We start from the raw sequence: 21582 nt of genomic DNA on the forward strand, positions 1-21582 counted from the left end.
TTCCGTGCGGCGCCATTCATCGTGCTGAACATTAAAAACCTCTCCAAAAGCTTCTCCTCGGCCGGCGAGCCGGTCCATGTGCTGCGCGGCGTCGATCTCGACGTGCGCCCCGGCGAGCGCGTTGCGCTGACCGGCGAATCCGGCAGCGGCAAGAGCACGCTGCTGCACCTGATCGCGGGGCTGGATGCCGCCGACGGCGGCACGATCATGCTCGAAAGCGCCGATGTGACGGCGCTGCCGGATGCAGGACGGGCGGCGCTGCGGCGCAACCGGCTGGGGCTGGTCTTCCAGCAGTTCAACCTGATCCCGAGCCTGTCGGTCGAGGACAACCTTTCATTTCAGGCGCGGATCGCCGGCCGGCACGATGCCGCCTGGCACGGCGAGCTGATCGAGCGTCTCGGGCTCCGCAAGCTCTTGAGGCGCTACCCCGAGCAACTCTCGGGCGGCCAGCAGCAGCGAGTCGCGATTGGTAGGGCGCTCGCGATCAAGCCGTCACTTCTGCTCGCGGACGAGCCGACCGGCAATCTCGACGAGGCGACCGCCGACGACGTGCTGGCCCTGACGCGCGATCTCGTGGCGCGCACAGGCTGCGGCTTTCTGATGGTAACGCACAGCTTGCATCTGGCCGGCACGCTCGACCGCCACGTCACGCTGCATGCGGGGCGGATCACATGAGGCGCGCGCTCTGGATCCTGGCCGTGCTGCTGAGCCACTGGCGGCGGCATCCGATGCAGCTCGCGACGCTGCTGATCGGCTTGATCGCGGCGACCGCGCTGTGGAGCGGTGTGCAGGCGATCAACCAGCAGGCGCGCAACGCCTATGACCGTGCGGCGGCGACGTTCGGCGGCGTGCGCACGGCGATGCTGGTTGCGCCCGATGCCGCGACGTTCTCGCAGGACCTGTTCGTCGCGCTCAGCCGCGCCGGCTGGCCAGTCTCGCCGGTCGTGGAGGGCCGCGTCCAGATCAACGGACGCTCGTTCCGCCTGCTCGGCATCGAGCCGGTGACGCTGCCGGCCGAGGTCGGCAACGCGCCGCGGCTCGGTGCGTCGGACTTGCGCGCTTTCGTCGCCCCACCCGGCCAAACGCTCGTCGCGCCGGAGACGCTCGCCGATCTCGACGCGGCGGAGGGCGCGGCGCCGCTGATCAGCAGCGGCGCAATACTGCCGCCACTGCATGCGCAGCCGCAGCTCGTGCCCGACGTGCTGGTGGTCGATATCGGCTTCGCGCAGCGGCTGCTTGGCAAGCAAGGCCAGCTCTCGCGGCTGCTGATCGGCAAGGCCAAGGGCAAACCTGCGCCGCTTGCGAGCGTGGTCGGTGACCGCTTGCAGCGGGTCGAACCGAACGCGGAGACCGAGCTCGAACGCCTCACCGACAGCTTTCATCTCAATCTCACCGCCTTTGGCCTGCTCTCGTTCTTCGTCGGGCTCTTCATCGTCAATTCGGCCGTCGGCCTTGCCTTCGAGCAGCGGCTGCCGATGCTGCGCACGTTGCGTGCCTGCGGCGCTTCCGCACGCATGCTCAACAGCGTGCTGGTGCTCGAGCTAGTGGTGCTGGCGCTCGCCGCGGGACTCGTGGGACTGGTGTGCGGCTATGTCATCGCGGCCGCGCTGCTGCCGGATGTCGTGGCATCGCTGCGCGGGCTCTATGGCGCGCAGATCCCGGGCCAACTATCGCTGCGCGGCGAATGGTGGCTAGCCGGCATCGGCATCAGCATCGCCGGCGCGCTGATCGCGGCGGCAATGAGCCTGATCAAGGCGATGCGTCTGCCTTTGCTTGCGACCGCGCAACCACAGGCCTGGCAACAGGCGCAGCGGCGCTGGCTGATCCTGCAAAGCGCGGCTGCGCTCGCCGTGTTTGCGGTCGCACTGCTGTTGCTGCGCTATGGCGATTCGTTGATCGCTGGCTTTGGCGTGCTCGCCGCGCTGATGCTGGGCGCGGCGCTGATCCTCCCAGCGCTGCTGGAGATCATCCTCTCGATCGGCCAGCGCCGCGCGCGCCGTCCGCTTGCGCTGTGGTTCTGGGCCGACAGCCGGCAGCAACTCTCCGGATTGTCGCTGGCGCTGATGGCGCTGCTGCTCGCGCTCGCCGTCAATGTCGGCGTCTCCACCATGGTGGAAACGTTCAGCCGCACCTTCATCAGCTGGCTGAACGGGCGGCTCGCCGCCGACGTCTATATCAGCGCGCCCGATAATGCGAAGGCGGTTGCGATCCGGAGCTGGCTGCGCGAGCGCAGCGAGGTACAGGCGATTTTGAGCGGCGGGCGGGCGGAGACGCAACTGGAGGGACAACCCGTGGAGCTGCTCGGCCTGCCCGACCACGCGCTCTATCGCGAGCGCTGGCCGCTGCTTGAAGCCGCGCCGCGCGCCTGGGCGCAGCTCGTGCCGGGTGATGCCGCCTTCGTCAGCGAGCAATTGAGCCGGCGGTTGAACCTGCGCGTCGGCGACGTCATCGAGATCCCCGCGCCGGGCGGCAGCTGGGTGCTCGACATCGCCGGCATCTATGCCGATTACGGCAATCCCAAGGGACAGCTCGCCGTGAATGTCGCAGCGCTGATCCGGCGCTTTCCGCAGACGCCGCAGACGCGGATCGGACTCATCGTTCCCCGAGACAAGATTCCCGGCCTGATCACGGCGTTGCAGAGGCAGTTTGCCCTCGACGACCGCAGCGTCGCCGACCAGGCAACGGTGAAGGCGGAATCGATCCGTATCTTCAACCGCACTTTCGCGGTGACGGGAGCACTGAACGCCTTCACCCTCGGCGTCGCCGGCATCGCGCTGCTGACCAGCCTGCTGACGCTTGCCAATTCCCGCCTGCCGCAGCTCGCGCCGCTCTGGGCGATCGGCCTCACGCGGTCGCGCCTTGCTGCGATCGAACTGACCAAGACGCTGGCGGTCGCGCTGTTCACGGCGCTGCTGGCATTACCGCTGGGACTCATCGTGGCCTGGTGCCTGATCGCTATCGTCAACGTGAAAGCGTTCGGCTGGCGCCTGCCGTTCCACGTGTTTCCGCTGCAACTGGTCGAGCTGGTCGCGGTGGCGCTGCTCGCCTCGCTGCTGGCCGCCTTGCTGCCGGTGGCGCGGCTCGCGCGGATGCAGCCGGCAAATTTGGTGAAGGTGTTCGCCAATGAGCGCTGACAGACTATCGCGCCGCGCATTTGCCGGTGGCCTTGCCGCGCTGACGTTTTCGCGCTGCGCGTTCGCACAAGGCTATGCCGGCCTCGGCGAGACCGCGGACGGCTTTGCACAGGTGACGCCTGGAAAGGCGTTTTCGTTCCCCGCCGACCACGGGCCGCATCCGGATTTCCGTATCGAGTGGTGGTACCTCACGGCGAATCTGATCGATGCCAGTGGCGCGGCTTGTGGCCTGCAATGGACGCTGTTTCGCCAGGCCACTGAGGCCGGGCCGCAGCGCGAGGGGTGGGCCAATCAGCAGCTCTGGATGGGACACGCCGCAGTGACCCGCGCCGACACCCACCGCTTCAACGAGCTGTTCGCCCGCGGCGGCGTCGGGCAGGCAGGCGTGGACGCAAAGCCGTTCGCGGCCTGGATCAACGACTGGGAGATGAAGGGCGCTGAGGGCACCGATGATCGCGTGCTGTCGCCGCTGACGCTGAAGGCGTCAGGCACCGATTTCAGCTATGCGCTGACGCTTCAAGCCGATCGTCCGGTGGTGCTGCAAGGCGATGCCGGCTTCAGCCGCAAATCCGAGCGCGGCCAGGCGTCGTATTACTACAGCCAGCCGTTTTTCCGGGCGCGCGGCAGTCTCGTCATCGACGACAAGCCGATCGACGTGTCGGGCCAGGCGTGGATGGACCGCGAATGGAGCAGCCAGCCGCTCGACCCCGACCAGACCGGCTGGGACTGGCTCTCGCTGCATCTCTCATCGGGCGACAAGCTGATGCTTTACCGGCTGCGGCAGAAGGACGGCAAGGACGATCCGTTCGGCAACTGGATATCGCCCGACGGCCGCACTCAGCAGATCTTTGCCGCCGACATCCAGATGACACCGAAAGGATGGGCGGAGGTCGCGGGGCGCAAACTGCCGGTGGAATGGCAGATCGCGATCCCCTCGCGGTCGTTCACGATTACCTGCAAGCCGCTCAATCCCACCGCCTGGATGGGCACCGGCTTTTCCTATTGGGAGGGCCCGATCAGCTTCTCCGGCAGCCATGACGGCGTTGGCTATCTCGAGCTAACAGGCTATTGAGCGCCGGCGACTTCAAGGGGACCTTGTAATGTATCATCTCACCGCGCTCGTCACGCTGCTGGCCGTGGCGTTCTGCTTCTTCACAGGCGTCAATGTCGCGCGGTCGCGCGCGAAGACCGGCGTCAAGGTGCCGGCGATGTCGGGGCATCCCGACTTCGAGCGCGCCTTCCGCATCCAGATGAACACGCTGGAATGGATGCCGATCTTTCTGCCGTCGCTCTGGCTGTTCGCGATCTATGTCAGTGACGCCATCGCGGCCGCAATCGGCGCAGTCTGGATCATCGGCCGCATCGTCTACTTCATCGGCTACTCGAAGGAAGCCGCCAAACGTGGCCCCGGCTTCGCCATCCAGGCCTTCGCCAGCATCGTGCTGTGGGTGGGCGCGCTGGTCGCGGTGGTTTGGCGGCTGGGGCATTGAAGGAGAGCGGCGGCAACGATCACAGCCGTCGTCCCGGACAAGCGCAGCGAAGCGGAGCGCCGATCCGGGACGACACCAGGAATGCGGCGCTGGCGCTGCCTCACTTCGTCAGCGGGCAGCCGCTCTCCTTGACGGTGAAGAAGGCCTTGTCGCCGGGGACGGTTGCGAGCAGCTTGTAGTAGTCAAAGGGCCGCTTCGATTCCGAGGGCTTCTTGACCTCGAACAGGTACATATCGTGGACCATGCGGCCGTTCTCCAAGACCTTGCCTTGCGCGAAGGCATCGTCGACCGGAAGCTCCTTCAGCTTCTTGGCGACCGCGTCGGGATCCTTGGTGCCGGCGGCCTTGACCGCCTTCAGATAGCTCAGCGTCGCCGAATAGGTGCCGGCGTGGATCATGCTCGGCATCCGCCCGGTGCGCTTGAAGAAGCGTTCGCCGAGATCGCGCGTCTTGTCGTTGAGATCCCAGTAATAGCCTTCCGTGAGCACGAGGCCTTGCGCGGCCTGCAAGCCGAGGCCGTTGACCTCGGCGAGCGTCATCAAGAGGCCGGCGAGCTTCTGGCCGCCGGTGACGATGCCGAACTCGGCGGCCTGCTTGATCGAGTTGCTTGTGTCGAGGCCCGCATTTGCAAGGCCGACGATCTTGGCCTTGGAGCTCTGCGCCTGGAGCAGGAAGGAGGAGAAGTCCGACGAGTTGAGGGGCACGCGGACCGAGCCGACCACCTTGCCGCCATTGGCAGTGACGATCTCGCTGGTGTCCTTTTCCAGCGCATAGCCGAAGGCATAGTCGGCGGTGAGGAAGAACCAGGTATCGCCGCCGGCCTTGGTCAGCGCGCCGCCGGTGCCGACCGCGAGCGCGCGGGTGTCATAGGCCCAGTGGAAGCCATAGGGCTGGCAGGCATCGCCGGTGAGGCGCGACGTCGCAGCACCCACGACGATGTCGATCTTCTTCTTTTCCTTGGAGAGCTCATGGATCGCGAGCGCGACCGAGGAGGTCGTCAGCTCCGTGACCATGTCGACGTTTTCGACGTCGTACCAGCGCCGCGCGATGGAGGTGGCGAGATCCGGCTTGTTCTGGTGATCGGCGGTAACGAGTTCGATCTTGTGCCCCAGCACCTCGCCGCCAAAATCCTCGATCGCCATTTTTGCGGCTTCGACCGACCATTTGCCGCCGTAATCGGCGTAAACGCCGGACTGGTCGTTGAGGATGCCGATCTTGACGCCTTGATTGGCGTTTTGCGCGGTCGCCGGCGCCGCCAGCAACACGGACACGGCAGCGGCGGCCAAAAGTGCTGATTTCATATTTTAACTCCCAGCAGTTTTCTGTTTTGAAATCGCGCGGATACTAGTGAAGAACCCCGGCCCTGCCCATCCTCTTCGGCCTCAGCCGTTAGTATGGGCGCGGGGTCCATAACCACAGGAAGGAATTTGGCGAAGACCGGCAATCACGATCTCGCGCCACAACTACTCCCTGTGGTTATGGCCTTCGCCGGGGCGACACCGAGGTTGTGGATGTGGCGGTGGCCACAATGACCAATCATCCTCACGCCGCGGCAGCCTGTTTCTTCCCGCGTCCGTCCGCGAGGTTGCGCACGATCATGTAGAAGATCGGGGTGAAGACGAGACCGAACAGCGTGACGCCGAGCATGCCGAAGAACACGGCGACGCCGACGGCTTGCCGCATCTCCGAGCCCGAGCCGGTCGAGACCACGAGCGGCAGCACGCCGAGGATGAAGGCGAAGGACGTCATCAGGATCGGCCGCAGGCGCAGGCGGCAGGCTTCGATCACGGCTTCCAGCCGCGGCTTGCCTTCGAGCTCGATGTCGCGGGCGAACTCGACGATCAGGATGGCGTTTTTGGCGGCAAGCCCCACCAGCACCACGAAGCCGATTTGCGTGAGGATGTTGACGTCCTGCCCCATGATGCGCACGCCGATGGTAGCAGCGAGCAGACACATCGGCACGATCAGGATCACCGCGAACGGCAACGACCAGCTGCCGTACTGCGCGGCAAGCACGAGATAGACGAACAGCACGCAGATCGGGAACACATAAAGACCGGCATTGCCGCCGGTGACCTGCTGATAGGACAGGTCCGTCCATTCGAAGGAGAAGCCGCTCGGCAAGGTCTCGTCCGCGAGCTTCTTGATGGCGTTGAGCGCGGTGGTCGAGCTCGTGCCCGGCGCCGGCTCGCCCTGCAATTCGGACGCCGCATAGAGATTGTAGCGCGCGACGCGATCGGGTCCGGAGGCGTCGCGGAAATCGACCACGCTGCCGAGCATCACCATGTCGCCGGACGCATTGCGCGTGCGCAGCCGCGCGAGATCGCTGGTTTCTTTCCGGAACGGCTGGTCGGCCTGCGCCGTGACATGATAGGTGCGGCCGAACAGGTTGAAGTCGTTGACATAGGTCGACCCGAAATAGGTCTGGATCGTGTCGTTGATGTTGGCGATGGGAACGCCGAGCTTCTGCGCCTTGGTGCGGTCGATGTCGACGAAGAGCTGCGGCGTGTTGGCCGTGAACGGCGAGAACACCGAGGTGAGATTGGGGGATTTGCGCGCAGCGGCGACCAGCTCGTCAGTGGCCGCCGCGAGCATTTCCGGTCCGCGGCCCTGCCGGTCCTGGACGCGGATGGTGAAGCCGCCGCCGGTGCCGATGCCGGGCACGGCCGGCGGCGGAATGACGATGATGAAGGCGCCTTCGATCTTCGAGAGGCGCTTGCGCAGCTCGGCGGTGATGACGCCAGCCGTGAGCCCCTTCTTCAGGCGCACCTCCGGCTCGTCGAATACCGGAAACAGCGCGGCGGCGTTGCCCTGCTGCGTACGCGTGGCGCCGGAGAAGCCGGCGAAGACGGCGACGCGGATGATGCCCGGCGTATCGAGTGCGATGCCCTCGATCTCGTGCACGATCTCGGTGGTGCGCGCCAGCGACGCCGCGCCCGGCAATTGCGCCGAGATGATGACGTAGCCGCGATCCTGCGCCGGAATGAAGCCCTGCGGCGTGGTAAAGATCAGCCAGCCGGCGCTGCCGATCAGCGCGACGTAGACCAGCAACATCACCACCGAATGCCGGATGACGAAATTGGCGATACCGGCATAGCCGTGTGACAGACGGTCGAACACACGGTTAAAGACGCCGGTGAAAGCTCCCCAGCCGCGTGCAATGACATTCCAGCGCGCCGGCGGCCGCTTCTCTTCATGCGGAGTAAGGATCAGCGAGGCCAGAGCCGGCGAGAGTGTCAGCGAGCAGAAGCAGGAGATCGCGGTCGCCACCGCAATGGTAACGGCGAATTGCTGGAAGAACTGCCCGGAGATGCCTCCCAGGAACGCTGTCGGCACGAACACGGCGCACAGCACCAGCGCGATCGAGACCAGCGCGCCGCCGACCTCCTCCATGGTCTTCAGCGCGGCATCACGCCGGCTGAGGCCATGCTCGAGGTGCCGCTCGACATTCTCGACCACCACGATGGCGTCGTCGACCACGATGCCGACGGCGAGCACGAGACCGAACAGCGTGAGGTTATTGATGGAGAAGCCGAGCGCCGCCATCACCGCAAAGGTGCCGACCAGCGAGACCGGGATGGCGATGATCGGAATGATCGCCGGCCGCCAGCCTTGCAGGAAGACCAGCACCACGATGACCACCAGCAGCATGGCCTCGTAGATGGTCTTGATCAGCTCGTGGACAGATTGGGCGATGAACTCGGTCGGGTTGTAGCCGATATTGTAGTCGAGCCCTTTCGGGAAGCTCTGCTTGAGCTTCACCATGGTGTCGGAAATGTTCTTCGCGGTCGCCAGCGCGTTGGATCCTGGCCGCTGCGTCACCAACATGCCGACGGCCGATTTGCGCAGCAGGAAGCTGTTGGTGGAGTAGGACAGCGCGCCGAGCTCGATGCGGGCGACGTCGCGCAGGCGCACGGTGCGGCCGTCGGAACCGGCCTTGATCAGGATGTCCTCGAACTGCTTCGGATCCTTCAGGCGCCCGGTGAAGGTGAGGTTCGGCTGGAAGGCACGGTCCGCGATCGGCGGTTCCGCGATCTGGCCGCCCGCGATCTGCACGTTTTGCGACCGGATCGCCGCAAGCACTTCGGTCGAGGTCAGCCCGAGATTGGCGATGCGGTCCGGATCGAGCCACAGCCGCATCGAATAGTCGCGCGCGCCAAAGATCTGGATGTCGCCGACGCCGTCGAGCCGCAGCAGCTGGTCGCGGACCTGGAGCAGCGCGTAGTTGGAGATGTAGAGCTGGTCGAACGTGTCGTCAGGCGACAGCATGAACACGACCATCAGGATGTCGGGCGAGTTCTTGCGCGTGGTGACGCCGTTGCGCTGCACTTCCTCAGGCAAACGCGGCTGCGCGATCGCGACGCGGTTCTGCACCAGCACCTGTGCCTTGTCGAGATCGGTGCCGAGCTTGAAGGTGACGGTGATGGTGAGCTGGCCGTTCGAGGTCGCCTGGCTGTAGAGATACAGCATGTCCTCGACGCCGTTGATCTCCTGCTCGATGGGAGCGGCGACCGTGTCGGACACGGTCTGCGCGGAGGCGCCGGGATATTGCGTGGTCACCACCACCGTCGGCGGCACGACTTGCGGATATTCGGAGACCGGCAGCGTGGTGTAGGCGAGCGCGCCGACGATCAGGAGCACGATCGACAGCACCATCGCCAGGATGGGCTGGTTGATGGAGAGGCGGCCGAGGTTCATGACTTGCTACCCGCCGGCGCTTGCGCTTGATGCGGGTTGACCTTGGCGCCGACGCGGGCGCGCTGGATGCCGTCGACGATCACGCGGTCATCCGCCTTCAGCCCTTCGCGGATCACGCGCAGCCCTTCATCGAGCGGACCGAGCGTCACGGGACGCGCCTCGACGGTATCATCAGGCTTGACCACGAAGACGATCTTGCGGGACTGATCGGTCGCCACCGCGACGTCCGGAATCAGCAGCGCCTCGTAGGGCGCGCTGCCGATCAGCCTCACGCGGCCGAACTGCCCGGGCAGGATCGAGAGATCGGTGTTCTTGATGACAGCGCGGCTGCGCAGCGTGCCGGTGGAGGCGTCGAGGCGGTTGTCGAGGAAATTGATGGTGCCGTCATGCGACGGCTTGGTCTCGCCGGCGAGTGTCACCTGCACCGGGTTCGGCGTATCACGCGAGCTCGGGCGCTTTCCTTCGAACCACAGCTTGCTGTATTTGATGAAGCTCGTCTCATCCATGTCGAAATAGACGTAGATCGGATCCAGCGTCACGATCGAGGTGAGCAGCGTCGAGGAGCCGGCGTCACTGCCTTGCACCAGATTGCCGGGGCTGACGAGATGGCGGCTGACGCGGCCGGTGATCGGCGCCACCACATGGGTGAATTCGATATTGAGCTTGGCGGCCTTGAGCGAGCCTTCCGCCTGCGTCTCGGCGGCGTGCGCGGCCTGGAGGGCCTGGCGGCGCTGATCGACGACCTGCTCGGAGACCGCGCTGGTCTGGACCAGATTGAGGCCGCGGTCGAGCTCGCGCTTGGCCAGCTCGACTTTTGCGCGCGCGTCCGCGAGCTGACCGTCCGCCTGTTCCGCCACCGCCTCGAACGGGCGCGGGTCGATGACGTAGAGCAGATCGCCCTGGTGCACGATGGCACCGTCCTGGAATTCGACCGAATTGACGTAGCCGCCGACGCGCGGACGCACCTGCACCTCTTCGACCGCATCGAAGCGGCCGGTGTATTCATCCCAATCGGTCACGGTGCGTTTGACCGGCTGGGCGACGGTGACGGAAGGCGCCGGCGGGGCTGCCGCCTGCGAGGCCGGCTTGTCACAGCCGGCGAGGAGGCCGGCAATCGTCAGCGCCAGAACCGCGAGGAAGGGATGCGGCGCGGATTGCCGTCGGACTGGATGCTGCCTCGGGTACGGCTCGCTCATGTCTTGCCCCTTCCTGGTGGCTGCGGCAGCAAACAGGGTAGCTACTTACCCGCAGGCGGCACAAGATGGGTTTCAATAATGAACTCTTCAAGACGAAGGAGAGGGCAATCCTGGGGGATACCCTAGCCGGATGGCGGGTTGCGCGGAGATAGTCGGTCGCGCAGCCGGCAATTGGGTGGCCGAACGCGAATGGACTTATTCACCGGGCTCATGAATGCGAGGCGGTTGCTTCGCCTCTCCCCGCCTGCGGGGAGAGGGTAAGAGAGAGAGAGAGACAGCGTCTTCGCGCATGACGGGCGCCGGCGGCTCGGCTAGATTAATCGTACAAAAACAAGACGAATTGTCCGGGAGGACAGGCGTGCATCAAGGGCGTGTCGTTTTCGGCGCGATCGAGGAGGTCGTGTTCGGCCATCCGGCCGCGGGCGCCATTCTGGCGCAAATGGGTCGTTTGGGGTCGAACCGCGCCTTCCTGATGGTCTCGGGTACGCTCAACCGACAGACCGACGAAATCCAGAAAATCAAGCAGGCGCTGGGTGCGCGCTGCGCGGGGGTGTTCGACGCCATGCCGGCGCACACGCCGCGCGAGGCGGTGGTCGCAGCCGCAAACGCAGCACGCAATGCCAACGCGGACCTGATCGTCACCGTCGGCGGTGGCTCGATCACCGACGGCGCCAAGGCGGTGCAGCTCTGCCTCGCCAACGATATCGACAGCACCGATGGCATCGAACGCATCCGCGTCCACAAGGGCGTCGCACCCGAGATGAATGCCCCATTGGTGCGCCAGATCAGCGTGCCCACCACCATCGCCGGCGGCGAGTTCAGCGCTATCGCGGGGGTCACCGACCGCAGCACCCATGTGAAGCAGATGCTGCGCCATCCGCTGATGGTGCCGCGCGCAACGATCCTTGATCCTGCGATCACCGTGCACACGCCGGAATGGCTGTTCCTCTCGACCGGCATCCGTGCTGTCGACCATTGCGTCGAGGCGATCTGCTCGGGCGAGACACATCCTTATGCCGACGCGCAATCGGTAAAGGGTCTTGCGATGCTCGCCGATGCGCTACCGCGGGTGAAGGCCAACCCTTCAGATCTCGACGCACGGATGAATGCGCAGCTCGGCACCTGGCTGTCGATGGGCGCGCTTGCGGCCGGCGTTCCCATGGGCGCGAGCCATGGCATCGGCTATGTGCTGGGCGCGGCCTTCGACGTGCCGCACGGCTATACCTCCTGCATCATGCTGCCGGCGGTGATGCGCTGGAACGAGCGTGAAAATGCCGACCGCCAGATGATCGTCGCGGCCGCGATGGGCTTCCCCGGCAAGGATGCCGCCGACGTGCTCGATGCCTTCATCCGCTCGCTCGGCATGCCGCGCAGTCTCGCTGAGATGCGCGTCTCGCCAGAGCATTTCGACGCCATCGCCGAGCAGGCGATGCGCACGCCCTGGGTGCCGCGCAACCCGCGCAAGATCGACGGCCCGGCGCAGGTGCGCGAAATCCTGCTTCTCGCCGCATAACGCAACCCGGAGGACCGATGTACACAGGTACGCATGCCCGTCTGCGCCCGCTGCAGCCCGCCTTCATCATGGCCGGCACGGGCGAGACCGTCACCTATCGCGAGCTCGATGCGCGCAGCAACCGGCTGGCGCATCTGTTTCGCAAGCAGGGCTTGAGGCGGCTCGACCACTATTCGATCTTCATGGAGAACAATTCGCGCTATCTCGAAGCCTGCGGCGCGGGCGAGCGGTCCGGGCTCTACTATACCTGCGTCAACTCGTTCCTCACGTCGGCCGAGCTCGCCTACATCCTGACCAACAGCCAGTCGCGTATCCTGATCACCTCGGTTGCAAAGCTCGACATCGCGCGCGAAGCGCTGAAGGAATGTCCGAAAGTCGAGCTCTGCGTCGTCGTCGATGGGACCGGTGAGAGCGACCGTATCGTTGGGCTGGAGCAGGCGACGACAGGCCTGCCGAAGACGCCGATCGCCGACGAATGGCTGGGCACGGCGATGCTCTATTCGTCAGGCACGACGGGACGGCCGAAGGGCATCTTGCGGCCGCTGTCGGAGCAGCCGCCGCGGCACAACATGCCGCTGTTCGATTTCCTCACGAAACTTTGGCACTACCGCGAGGGCATGGTCTATCTGTCGCCGGCGCCGCTCTATCACTCGGCTCCGCAGGCCGCGGTCAATCTGACGATCCGCATGGGCGGCACCGTGATCATCATGGAGAGCTTTGACCCCGAGCGTTACCTCCAGCTCGTGGAGCAATGGGGCATCACCCATACCCAGCTCGTGCCGACGATGTTCTCGCGCATGCTGAAGCTGCCGGAGGAGGTGCGCGCCCGCCACGACCTGTCCTCGCTCGAGATCGCGATCCATGCCGCCGCGCCCTGCCCGGCGCTGGTGAAGGACGACATCATCAAATGGTGGGGGCCGATCATCCACGAATATTACGGCGCGACCGAAGGGCTCGGCTTCACCGCCTGCAACACCGAGGAATGGCTCGCCCATCGCGGCACCGTCGGCAAGGTGCTTTTCGGCGACCTGCACATTCTCGACGAGAACATGAAGGAGTGCCCGATCGGCACTGCGGGCACGGTGTGGTTCAAGACCGCCTCGGCGTTCGAATATTTCAATGATCCGGAGAAGACAAAGGAAGCGCGCTCGGCCGATGGCAGCATGAGCACGGTCGGCGACGTCGGCTATGTCGACGCAGACCGCTTCCTCTATCTCACCGACCGCGCCACCTTCATGATCATCTCGGGCGGCGTGAACATCTATCCGCAGGAATGCGAGAATCTGCTGATCACGCATCCGAAGGTCGCCGATGCCGCGGTGTTCGGCGTGCCCAATACCGATCTCGGTGAAGAGGTGAAGGCGGTGGTGCAGCCGATGGCGGGCGTGGTGCCGGGGCCCGGGCTCGCCGAGGAGCTGATCGCGTTCTGCGGGGCGTCGCTGTCGCGGCAAAAGGTGCCGCGCTCGGTCGATTTCGAAAAGGAATTGCCGCGCCTGCCGACGGGGAAACTGTACAAGCGCCTGCTGCGGGACCGCTATTGGGGGAACAAGACGTCGCGGATTGTGTGACGGCTCTCGCGCCTACACGAGTAGGTGAGATTGATGCAAGCGCGCGCCAACATCTCGGTGTCGTCCCGGCGAAGGCCGGGACCCATACCCCCAGGGAGAAGTTGTAGCGCGAGTTGGCAACCACGAGTCTTCGCCAGACTTGATCCTGTGGCTATGGGTCCCGGATCTGCGCTCGCTCTGCTCGCTTGTCCGGGACGACGGCGGGGTTTGGGGCGACCGGCAATCTCACCCCAACATCTGCGTATCGCCGCAGATCGAGATCGCCTGGCCGGAGACGGTGCGGCCGCGAGGGCTCGCCATGAACAAAATCTGGTCGGCGATCTGCTCCGGCGTCACGTAGTCCTTGATCGAGGTGTAGGAGAATGCGATGCGCTCCATCTCGGCGTAGGAGATGCCACGCTGCTGTGCCTTCGCTTCCAGCACGCGGCGCTGGCGTTCGCCGGCGACGAGACCGGGCAAAATGGCGTTGACGCGGATCTTGTCGGGGCCGAGCTCGATCGCCAGCGACTTGGTCAGGCCGATGACGCCCCATTTCGCCGCCGCATAAGGCGTGCGCATGGCGAAGCCAACCTTCCCCGCAGCGGACGAGATGTTGACGATCGAAGCGTTCTTGCTCTCGCGCAGCAGCGGCACCGCGAGCCGCGTGCAGTTGAACTGGCCGGTGAGGCAGACCTCGACGCAGCGGTCCCAGTCCTCCGGGTTCATCTCCTCGACCTTCGCGGTCGGGCCAGCGATGCCGGCGTTGTTGACGAGCACGTCCAGCCCGCCGAGCGCGCGGACCGCCTCGTCAAACATCGTCTTCACGGCGGTGCGATCAGAGACGTCGCATTGCGAGCGCGTGATGGCGGGATCGCTGTTCGCAAGCGCGGCAAGCGCCATCTCGTCGACATCGCAGACATGCACCTTTGCGCCCTCGGCAATGAAGCGGCGGGCGATTGCAAGCCCTATGCCGCCCGCTCCCGCGGTCACCAATACGCGCAACCCCTTGATGTCGAGATCCATGATGGCTCCGATCGTGCCTTGATGCTAAGCGTGACGGTAGATCACAGCCGCCTCGGAGTTGCAAACCCATGGTTAGCAAAGTATTGGCCCGCAAAGTCATCATCACCTGCGCCGTCACCGGCGCGATCCACACGCCGTCGATGTCCCCTGCCCTGCCGGTGACGCCGCAGGAGATCGCGGACGCGGCGGTGGAGGCCGCCGAAGCGGGCGCGGCGATCGTGCACCTGCACGCGCGCAACCCCGAAACCGGCCAGCCGGATCAATCGCCGGAGGCCTTTGCGCCGTTCCTCAAGATCATCAAGCAGCGTTCCAACGCCGTGATCAACCTCACCACGGGCGGCTCGCCGACCATGACGGTGGACGAGCGCGTGCGGCCGGCCGCGGTGTACAAGCCCGAGGTGGCCTCGCTGAACATGGGCTCGATGAATTTCGGCTTCTTCGGCATGCTCAACCGTTTCAGGACCTTCAAGCATGATTGGGAACGCAAGCATGTCGAGAACAAGGACATCGTGTTCCGCAACACCTTCCAGGACATCGAGTTCGTGCTGAAGACCCTGTCGGAGACCGGAACCCGCTTCGAGTTCGAATGCTACGACACAGCGCACCTTTATAATCTCCAGTACTTCCTCGATCAGGGCCTGGTGAAGCCGCCGCTGTTCGTGCAGACCGTGTTCGGCCTGCAAGGCGGCATCGGACCGCACCCCGAGGACGTGCTGCACATGAAACGCACCGCGGAGCGGCTATTCGGCGACAAGTTCATCTGGTCGGTGCTGGGCGCCGGGCGGCATCAGCTTCCGATCGCGGCGATGGCCGCCGCAATGGGCGGCAATATCCGCGTCGGCCTGGAAGACTCGCTCTGGGCCGCGCCGGGCCGCATGGCCTCGTCGAACGCCGAGCAGGTGCGTCTCGCCCGGAAGATCATCGAGGGCCTCGGCCTCGAGGTCGCCAGCTCCGACGAGGCGCGCGAGATGCTGCATCTGAAGGGCGGCGACACGCTGCAGGTGTAGTCCACCGCTCTCCGGATTTTGATTTCGCTAGGATGTCGTCGTCCGTCGTCCCCGCGACCGCGATCCTGTATGCTCAGCAGGCATTGACAGGAGCCCCCATGCTCGCCGCGTTTCTCTTCGTTGCCGGCCTTCTTGCCATCTTGATCCTCTGCGGGCGCTGCACTGCGAAATTCGCGGCGGAGAAGGGACGTTCGCGGAGTGTCTGGTTCGTCCTGGGCGCCCTGTTCTTTCCGTTGCCCTCGATCGTCCTGGCGCTGCTGCCACCCCGCGCGCAGGCGCAACGCTAAAGACGATCTGGTTCCAATCGAAATGATGACATCAGCTTCTCTCACATTGTGAGAGAGGGGCGTGCGGCTTTACGTCATCCGAATTGTCAAGGCCGCAACGGGCCTTGGCCGTTGCCTGGCCTCGCGCGCATGGCTATCGTCGCGATCAAACAGGCCGCACAAGGCCTTGAGGCTCGAGGGAGAGAAGCATGCGGAGCGTGAGGGCGCTCGCCGCGATGGCGGCGCTATCGGTGCTGACGGTCTCAACCACCACGCTCGCCGATGAGGGCAAGCAAGGCGGCATCTTGCGGATGTACCACCGCGACAGCCCCGCAAATGCTTCGATTCACGAAGGCGCGACCTATTCGGTCAACATTCCCTTCATGCCCGTCTTCAACAATCTCGTCATCTACAAGCAGGACGAGCCGCAGAACAGGATGGACGACATCGTCCCCGAGCTCGCCGAAAGCTGGGCCTGGGTCAATGACAACAAGACGCTGACCTTCAAGCTGCGCCAGGGCGTGAAATGGCACGACGGCAAGCCGTTCACCTCGGCCGACGTCAAATGCACCTTCGACATGCTGATGGGCAAGTTGCAGCAAAAGTTCCGGCAGAACCCGCGCAAGGCCTGGTACAATGAGGTCAATGACATCTCGACGAATGGCGATTTCGAGGTCTCGTTCAATCTGAAGCGGCCGCAGCCCTCGCTGCTGGCGCTTCTCGCCTCGGGCTATACGCCGGTTTATCCCTGCCACGTCTCGCCCGGCGACATGCGCACGCATCCAATCGGCACCGGTCCCTTCAAGTTCGTCGAGTTCAAGGCCAATGAATCGATCAAGCTGACCCGCAATCCCGACTACTGGAAGAAGAGCCGGCCCTATCTCGACGGCATCGAGTTCACCATCATTCCGAACCGCTCGACTGCGATCCTCGCCTTCGTCGCCGGAAAGTTCGACATGACGTTTCCGACCGAGGTGACGATCCCGCTGGTGAAGGACGTCAAGTCGCAGGCACCGAGCGCGATCTGCGAGATCGCGCCGACCAACGTCTCGACCAACATCATCGTCAATTCGTCGGCGCCGCCGTTCGACAATGTCGACATCCGCCGCGCCATGGCGCTGGCGCTCGACCGCAAGGCGTTCATCTCGATCATGTTCGAGGGCCAGGGTGACATCGGCGGCACCATGCTGCCGCCGCCGAACGGCCTGTGGGGGCTGCCCAAGGAGATGCTGGAGACCATTCCAGGCTACGGCCCGGACGTGAGCGCCAACCGCGAGGAGGCGAAGAAGCTGATGCAGAAGGCGGGCTATGGGCCGGATAAGCATCTCGCCGTGAAGGTCTCCACGCGCAACATTCCGGTCTATCGCGACCCCGCGGTGATCCTGATCGACCAGCTCAAGAGCATCTATATCGACGGCGAGCTCGATGTGGTGGAGACCGCGAACTGGTTCCCCAAGGTCGCGCGGAAGGACTACATGATCGGACTCAACCTCACCGGCAATGCGGTGGATGATCCCGACCAGTCCTTCTACGAGAACTATTCCTGCGGCTCGGAGCGCAACTACACCAACTATTGCAACAAGGAGATCGAAAAGCTGTTCGACGTGCAGTCGCAGGAGACCGACGCTGGCAAGCGCAAGAAGCTCGTCTGGGAGATCGACAAGAGGCTGCAGGAGGACGTCGCTCGCCCGATCATCTTCCACAGCCGGATGGGCACCTGCTGGCAGCCCTACGTCAAGGGCGTGACGATCATGACCAACTCCTCCTATAATGGCTATCGCTACGAGGATCTGTGGCTGGACAAGTAATGCGGCGGGCAGGCAGCTGAAGGCTCGGCAGGAGGCGTTGGGATGTTTGCCTATCTGGTGCGCCGCCTGTTCCTGATGCTCGTGACCCTGTTCGGGATCTCGGTCGTCATCTTCTTCCTGCTGCGCATCGTGCCCGGCAACATCGTCGACATCCTGTTCGCCGCGGCCGGTTATGTCGACCCCGCCGACAAGGCCAATCTGGAAAAGGAGCTCGGCATCGACCAGCCGCTGGTGATGCAATATCTGCACTGGATCGGCGGTCTTCTGCGCGGCGATTTTGGTTACTCCTATGTCTCGGAAAAGCCGGCGCTCCAGGAGATATTGCCGCGGATCCCGATCACGGCGCGGCTTGCCGGGCTGGCGCTGCTGTTCTCCGCCTCGATCGGCATTCCCTTGGGCGTGATAAGCGCGGTGAAGCAGGGAACAAAGCTCGACTATGCACTGCGTGTCGTCAGCCTCAGCGGCCTGTCGCTGCCCTCGTTCTGGCTCGGGCTCTTGATCCTGACCGCGTCGGTCGCGATGTTCGGCCAGATGCCGATCTTCAATCCCAATCCGCAGACTTGGCTGGAAGCGTTTGCGACCTATGCGGTGCCGGCTGCCGCGGTCGGCTTCCGCAGCGCCGCGCTCACCATGCGCATCACGCGCTCCTCGATGCTGGAGGTGTTGCGGCAGGACTACATCCGCACCGCGCGCGCCAAGGGTGCCTCCGACGCTGCCGTGAATTATCAGCATGCGCTGAAGAACGCGATGTTGCCCGTGATCACCGTGATCGGCATCGAGGCCGCGTTCCTGATCGGCGGCCTCATCGTCACCGAAACCGTATTCAACATCCCCGGCGTCGCGCGCTTCCTGGTCGAGGCGATCCGCTGGCGGGATTATCCGATCGTGCAGAACCTCGTGATGTTCATTGCGGTCGTGGTGGTGTTCGCGAACTTCACCGTCGACATGCTCTACGCCGTGTTCGACCCGCGCATCCGGTTTACGGACTAGGAGATTCGCTTGGCCGCGATCGACTATGATCTCGAACTAAGGCGCGCCGGCGCCGGCGCGACCGGGGGCTGGCGGCGCGTGATGTTCCTGGCGCAGCGGCATGTGCTGGGCGCGGCCGGGTTGATCATCATGACGCTGTTCGTGTTCACGGCGATCTTCGCCAACGTCCTCGCGCGCTTCGATCCGCTCACGGTCGATGCCGCGCATGCGCTGGCGCGCCCGAGCGCGCTACACTGGATGGGCACGGACTCCTTCGGCCGCGACGTGTTCAGCCGCATCATCCATGGCGCGCGGATCTCGCTCGCGGTCGGGCTTGGCTCGACCGCGCTCGGCGCCTCCATTGGCGTCATCGTCGGCCTGACGTCGGGCTATCTCTCCGGCTGGGTTGATCTCGTGTTCCAGCGCGTCTCCGACATCCTCCAGGCGCTGCCGCTTCTGGTGCTCGCGCTGGTGATGACGGCCGCGCTCGGGCCGTCGCTGCCGAACGTCATCATTGCGATCGCCATTCCGCTGATCCCGACGGTCGCGCGCGTGATCCGCGCCAACACGCTGGCGCTGCGCGAGCAGCCGTTCGTCGAAGCCGCCAAATCGATCGGCATGAGCGAGGTGCGGATCGCGCTCCGTCACGTGCTGCCGAACACGCTGGCGCCGCTGATCGTGCTCGCCACCGCACAGCTCGGCTCGACCATCTTGACCGAGGCCTCGCTCTCCTTCCTCGGCCTCGGCATTCCCGAGCCCTACCCATCCTGGGGCCGCATGCTGTCGGAATCCGCGGCCGAATATGTCCGCACCGCACCGTGGCTCGTCGTCTTCCCAGGCATTGCGATCAGCCTTGCTGTGTTCGGCACCAATTTGTTCGGCGACGCGCTTCGCGACATTCTCGATCCGAGGCAGCGCGGCTGATGAGTGATGCGTCCGATCTCGTGCTCGATGTCAAGAACCTGAAAACGGTGTTCTTCACCAGTTCGGGTCTCTTCAAGGCGGTCGACGACGTCTCGTTCAGCGTGAGGCGCGGCGAGACGCTGGCGATCGTGGGCGAATCCGGCTGCGGCAAGAGCGTCACCGCGCTCTCCTTGATGCGGCTGGTGCCGGATCCGCCCGGACGCATGGTCGGCGGTTCCGTCATGCTCGAAGGCACCGACCTGCTCGCACTCGATGAAGCCAGGATGCGCGCGATCCGGGGCAACCGCATCTCCATGATCTTCCAGGAGCCGATGACCTCGCTCAATCCGGTGATGCGGATCGGCGACCAGATCACGGAGGCGGTGCGGCTGCACAGGGACATCTCGACCAGGGAGGCCCACGACATCGCGGTCGAGATGCTGCGGCTGGTGCGTATTCCAGAACCGGCACGGCGGGCAAAGGAATATCCGCACCAGCTTTCCGGCGGCATGCGCCAGCGTGCAATGATCGCGATGGCGCTGGCCTGCCGGCCGGCGCTGCTGATCGCGGACGAGCCGACCACCGCGCTCGACGTCACCATCCAGGCGCAGATTTTGGCGCTGATCCTCGATCTCCAGAAGGAGCTTGGCACCGGGCTCGTGCTGATCACGCATGATCTCGGCGTCGTCGCGCAGACCGCGCAGCGCGTGATCGTGATGTATGCAGGGAAGAAGGTCGAGGAAGCGAGTGTCGAGGCGCTGTTCGCCGCGCCGAAACATCCCTATACGCGCGGGCTGATGGCCTCGATCCCGGCCGTGCCGGCCTCGGGTGTCGCGTCGCAGGCGCGGCTGAACGAAATTCCCGGCACCGTGCCGTCGCTGGTGCGGCTGCCAAAAGGCTGCGCCTTTGCGCCGCGCTGCAAGCTCGCCGTAAAACGCTGCGAGGAATACCCACCGCTGATGGACTGGGGCAGCGGTCACCTCGCCGCCTGCTGGCGCGCGGCCGAGGTTGAGGAGGAGGTGGCATGAGCGAGGCGCTGCTCGAGGTCACCGATCTGATGAAGCATTATCCGGTGCGGGCCGGCGTACTGCGGCGGCAGGTCGGGACCGTGCATGCGGTCGATGGTGTCAGCTTCTCGCTTGGCACGGGCGAAACGCTGGGCCTCGTCGGCGAATCCGGTTGCGGCAAGTCGACGGTGGCGCGCAGCGTGCTGCGGCTGATCGAGCCGACCTCGGGCCAGATTCGGCTCGACGGCGAGGACATCACGCATCTCTCCAAGACCGAGCTGCGGCCGCATCGCCGTTCGATGCAGATCGTGTTCCAGGACCCGTTTGCATCGCTCAATCCGCGCATGACCGCGGGCGACATCGTCGGCGAGCCGCTCGCGGTACATGGCCTCGCGAGCGGCAAGGCGCTGGAGACGCGCGTCGCACAACTGTTCGAGCAGGTGGGCCTGCGGCCGGACCAGATGCGCAACTTTCCGCACCAGTTCTCCGGCGGCCAGCGCCAGCGCATCTGCATCGCGCGGGCGCTCGCGCTTCAGCCACGGCTGATCGTCTGCGACGAGCCGGTCTCGGCGCTCGACGTCTCGATCCAGGCGCAGGTGATCAACCTCCTGATCGACCTGCAGCGGCAGCACGGCTTCTCCTATCTCTTCATCGCGCATGATCTGGCGGTGGTCGCCCATATCAGCCACCGCGTCGCGGTGATGTATCTCGGCCGCATCGTCGAGGTCGCGGGCAAGGACGAGCTATTCAGGAATCCGCGCCATCCCTACACGCAAGCCCTGCTCGCCTCGGTCCCGATCGCCAACCCGCACGCGAAGCGGCTCGCGCCGCTGGTCGACGGCGATGTGCCAAGCCCCGTCAATCCGCCATCAGGCTGCGCGTTCCACACCCGCTGCCGCTTTGCGATGGAGCGATGCAAGACGGAACGGCCGGCGCTGATGGAGGCCGGCGACGGGCATCAGGTGGCGTGCTTGCTGAATGAAGGGACGGGGCGGAGCCCTGTAGACTTGTAGAATGGGTTA

The 21582-nt window shown here is 64.9% G+C and carries 17 protein-coding genes; 13 read left to right on the top strand and 4 right to left on the bottom strand.

The window, feature by feature from the left end:
- Positions 1-21: 21 nt before the first annotated feature.
- From YUU_RS0106170 to YUU_RS0106185, 4 genes are read left to right on the top strand one after another with little or no spacing between them, the layout of a single operon-like run.
- Positions 22-675, top strand: coding sequence for an ABC transporter ATP-binding protein (locus YUU_RS0106170; protein WP_027521611.1), 654 nt, complete (start codon positions 22-24; stop codon positions 673-675).
- A complete protein-coding gene (locus tag YUU_RS0106175; RefSeq protein ID WP_027521612.1) occupies positions 672-3134 on the top strand; it encodes an ABC transporter permease in 2463 nt (820 codons plus the stop codon). Before YUU_RS0106170 ends, YUU_RS0106175 begins: the two co-directional genes overlap by 4 nt.
- The gene (locus YUU_RS0106180) at positions 3124-4206 is read left to right on the top strand and encodes a lipocalin-like domain-containing protein (protein ID WP_027521613.1); all 1083 of its coding nucleotides are present in this window, start codon (positions 3124-3126) and stop codon (positions 4204-4206) included. The genes YUU_RS0106175 and YUU_RS0106180 overlap by 11 nt, the downstream gene beginning before the upstream one ends.
- Positions 4207-4234: 28 nt before the next feature.
- Positions 4235-4624, top strand: coding sequence for an MAPEG family protein (locus YUU_RS0106185; RefSeq protein WP_027521614.1), 390 nt, complete (start codon positions 4235-4237; stop codon positions 4622-4624).
- A gap of 100 nt (positions 4625-4724) precedes the next feature.
- On the opposite strand, the gene YUU_RS0106190 is transcribed toward YUU_RS0106185, so the two are convergent.
- From YUU_RS0106190 to YUU_RS0106200, 3 genes are all read right to left on the bottom strand, one after another.
- Complete coding sequence (locus YUU_RS0106190) at positions 4725-5924, bottom strand: ABC transporter substrate-binding protein (protein WP_027521615.1); 1200 nt, start codon at positions 5922-5924, stop codon at positions 4725-4727.
- 241 nt (positions 5925-6165) lie between these two features.
- On the bottom strand, positions 6166-9321 hold the full coding sequence (locus YUU_RS0106195; RefSeq protein WP_027521616.1) for an efflux RND transporter permease subunit: 3156 nt from the start codon (positions 9319-9321) through the stop codon (positions 6166-6168).
- On the bottom strand, positions 9318-10517 hold the full coding sequence (locus tag YUU_RS0106200; protein WP_027521617.1) for an efflux RND transporter periplasmic adaptor subunit: 1200 nt from the start codon (positions 10515-10517) through the stop codon (positions 9318-9320). The genes YUU_RS0106195 and YUU_RS0106200 overlap by 4 nt, the downstream gene beginning before the upstream one ends.
- A gap of 358 nt (positions 10518-10875) precedes the next feature.
- Here YUU_RS0106200 and YUU_RS0106205 point away from each other — a divergent pair, with 358 nt between their 5' ends.
- Together YUU_RS0106205 and YUU_RS0106210 are read left to right on the top strand one after the other, a co-directional pair.
- On the top strand, positions 10876-12030 hold the full coding sequence (locus tag YUU_RS0106205; protein WP_027521618.1) for an iron-containing alcohol dehydrogenase: 1155 nt from the start codon (positions 10876-10878) through the stop codon (positions 12028-12030).
- A gap of 17 nt (positions 12031-12047) precedes the next feature.
- On the top strand, positions 12048-13598 hold the full coding sequence (locus tag YUU_RS0106210) for an AMP-binding protein (RefSeq protein ID WP_027521619.1): 1551 nt from the start codon (positions 12048-12050) through the stop codon (positions 13596-13598).
- Between the two features lie 225 nt (positions 13599-13823).
- Here YUU_RS0106210 and YUU_RS0106215 read toward each other — a convergent pair whose 3' ends face one another.
- A complete protein-coding gene (locus tag YUU_RS0106215; protein WP_027521620.1) occupies positions 13824-14600 on the bottom strand; it encodes an SDR family oxidoreductase in 777 nt (258 codons plus the stop codon).
- 68 nt (positions 14601-14668) lie between these two features.
- Between YUU_RS0106215 and YUU_RS0106220 the strand changes: the two genes are divergently transcribed.
- From YUU_RS0106220 to YUU_RS0106250, 7 genes are all read left to right on the top strand, one after another.
- Complete coding sequence (locus YUU_RS0106220; protein ID WP_035661345.1) at positions 14669-15607, top strand: 3-keto-5-aminohexanoate cleavage protein; 939 nt, start codon at positions 14669-14671, stop codon at positions 15605-15607.
- 98 nt (positions 15608-15705) lie between these two features.
- Positions 15706-15894 carry a hypothetical protein gene (locus YUU_RS0106225; protein WP_156944120.1) on the top strand — a complete coding sequence of 63 codons (189 nt, stop codon included), beginning with the start codon at positions 15706-15708 and terminating at the stop codon, positions 15892-15894.
- A 188-nt stretch (positions 15895-16082) separates the two neighbouring features.
- Complete coding sequence (locus tag YUU_RS0106230; protein WP_027521623.1) at positions 16083-17681, top strand: ABC transporter substrate-binding protein; 1599 nt, start codon at positions 16083-16085, stop codon at positions 17679-17681.
- Between the two features lie 42 nt (positions 17682-17723).
- Positions 17724-18671 (top strand): ABC transporter permease, encoded by a 948-nt coding sequence (locus YUU_RS0106235; protein WP_027521624.1) that lies wholly within the window; start codon positions 17724-17726, stop codon positions 18669-18671.
- Between the two features lie 9 nt (positions 18672-18680).
- The gene (locus YUU_RS0106240) at positions 18681-19574 is read left to right on the top strand and encodes an ABC transporter permease (protein ID WP_027521625.1); all 894 of its coding nucleotides are present in this window, start codon (positions 18681-18683) and stop codon (positions 19572-19574) included.
- A complete protein-coding gene (locus tag YUU_RS0106245; RefSeq protein ID WP_027521626.1) occupies positions 19574-20581 on the top strand; it encodes an ABC transporter ATP-binding protein in 1008 nt (335 codons plus the stop codon). Before YUU_RS0106240 ends, YUU_RS0106245 begins: the two co-directional genes overlap by 1 nt.
- Positions 20578-21573, top strand: a complete 996-nt coding sequence (locus YUU_RS0106250; RefSeq protein ID WP_027521627.1) for an ABC transporter ATP-binding protein — start codon at positions 20578-20580, stop codon at positions 21571-21573. The genes YUU_RS0106245 and YUU_RS0106250 overlap by 4 nt, the downstream gene beginning before the upstream one ends.
- Positions 21574-21582: the final 9 nt, after the last annotated feature.

The organism is Bradyrhizobium sp. Ec3.3 (assembly GCF_000472925.1).
GTDB lineage: Bacteria > Pseudomonadota > Alphaproteobacteria > Rhizobiales > Xanthobacteraceae > Bradyrhizobium.

What these genes read in the sequence shown, in the direction of transcription:
- YUU_RS0106175 (WP_027521612.1), top strand. Translation starts at nt 672, where the DNA reads ATGAGGCGCGCGCTCTGGATCCTGGCCGTGCTGCTGAGCCACTGGCGG.
- YUU_RS0106180 (WP_027521613.1), top strand. Translation starts at nt 3,124, where the DNA reads ATGAGCGCTGACAGACTATCGCGCCGCGCATTTGCCGGTGGCCTTGCC.
- YUU_RS0106185 (WP_027521614.1), top strand. Translation starts at nt 4,235, where the DNA reads ATGTATCATCTCACCGCGCTCGTCACGCTGCTGGCCGTGGCGTTCTGC.
- YUU_RS0106190 (WP_027521615.1), bottom strand. Translation starts at nt 5,924, where the DNA reads ATGAAATCAGCACTTTTGGCCGCCGCTGCCGTGTCCGTGTTGCTGGCG.
- YUU_RS0106195 (WP_027521616.1), bottom strand. Translation starts at nt 9,321, where the DNA reads ATGAACCTCGGCCGCCTCTCCATCAACCAGCCCATCCTGGCGATGGTG.
- YUU_RS0106200 (WP_027521617.1), bottom strand. Translation starts at nt 10,517, where the DNA reads ATGAGCGAGCCGTACCCGAGGCAGCATCCAGTCCGACGGCAATCCGCG.
- YUU_RS0106210 (WP_027521619.1), top strand. Translation starts at nt 12,048, where the DNA reads ATGTACACAGGTACGCATGCCCGTCTGCGCCCGCTGCAGCCCGCCTTC.
- YUU_RS0106215 (WP_027521620.1), bottom strand. Translation starts at nt 14,600, where the DNA reads ATGGATCTCGACATCAAGGGGTTGCGCGTATTGGTGACCGCGGGAGCG.
- YUU_RS0106220 (WP_035661345.1), top strand. Translation starts at nt 14,669, where the DNA reads ATGGTTAGCAAAGTATTGGCCCGCAAAGTCATCATCACCTGCGCCGTC.
- YUU_RS0106225 (WP_156944120.1), top strand. Translation starts at nt 15,706, where the DNA reads ATGCTCGCCGCGTTTCTCTTCGTTGCCGGCCTTCTTGCCATCTTGATC.
- YUU_RS0106230 (WP_027521623.1), top strand. Translation starts at nt 16,083, where the DNA reads ATGCGGAGCGTGAGGGCGCTCGCCGCGATGGCGGCGCTATCGGTGCTG.
- YUU_RS0106235 (WP_027521624.1), top strand. Translation starts at nt 17,724, where the DNA reads ATGTTTGCCTATCTGGTGCGCCGCCTGTTCCTGATGCTCGTGACCCTG.
- YUU_RS0106245 (WP_027521626.1), top strand. Translation starts at nt 19,574, where the DNA reads ATGAGTGATGCGTCCGATCTCGTGCTCGATGTCAAGAACCTGAAAACG.
- YUU_RS0106250 (WP_027521627.1), top strand. Translation starts at nt 20,578, where the DNA reads ATGAGCGAGGCGCTGCTCGAGGTCACCGATCTGATGAAGCATTATCCG.